This window comes from Sphingomonas azotifigens NBRC 15497 (assembly GCF_002091475.1).
GTDB lineage: Bacteria > Pseudomonadota > Alphaproteobacteria > Sphingomonadales > Sphingomonadaceae > Sphingomonas > Sphingomonas azotifigens.
Genome location: NZ_BCTR01000163.1, coordinates 1 through 557, shown reverse-complemented (window position 1 = coordinate 557; position 557 = coordinate 1). Strand labels below are relative to the sequence as shown.

1 protein-coding gene is annotated in these 557 nt (G+C 68.8%); it reads right to left on the bottom strand.

All coding sequences use genetic code 11. The features are described from left to right. Positions 1-557 (bottom strand): hypothetical protein (locus tag SAZ01S_RS23450; RefSeq protein ID WP_218018172.1); only part of this gene is annotated, 557 nt, incomplete at both ends.

Below are 557 nucleotides of genomic sequence, written 5' to 3'. Positions count from 1 at the left end.
GGTGAACATGCGCGGCATCCAGTCGCCGCTGTCATCGCCGCCGCTATTGTTGCCGACGTCCACGAGCACGGCAACGACCTTTTGCTCGCGCAGCTTTGCCAACGCCTCGGCAAGGGCGGCGAACCACAGGTCGCTCGCCGCGCCCTCGATCGCGCGACGGGCAAGCGGCTTGCCGGCAGCTTCGAGCGCAGCCCAGGCGCGCGTGCACAGCACTGGAAATGCGGTCGACCGGAACGCCTGGATACGAACGATCCCGATCTTGCGACCGTCCGGGGCGGGGGTCAGGCCGACACGGAAGGGCGCGCTCAGCCCGTCGCCGAGCAAGACGAAGCCCGGCAGGCTTTCGAAGGGCAGCGAAAACGCGATCGGGCTGGCCGCAGCATAGTCGAGCGCTGCGCAGCCGGTGCGCGCGTCCCCGGCGACCAGCGGCGCATCTTCCGGTTCGAGGGCAACGGCGACAGTCGGCGCGATTAGCCGGGGCAAGGGCGACAGATGCCCGTCCCGAAATCCTGCCACGAAATCGAGCAGGGCCTTTTCCGCTTCGCTGTCCGTAGCCG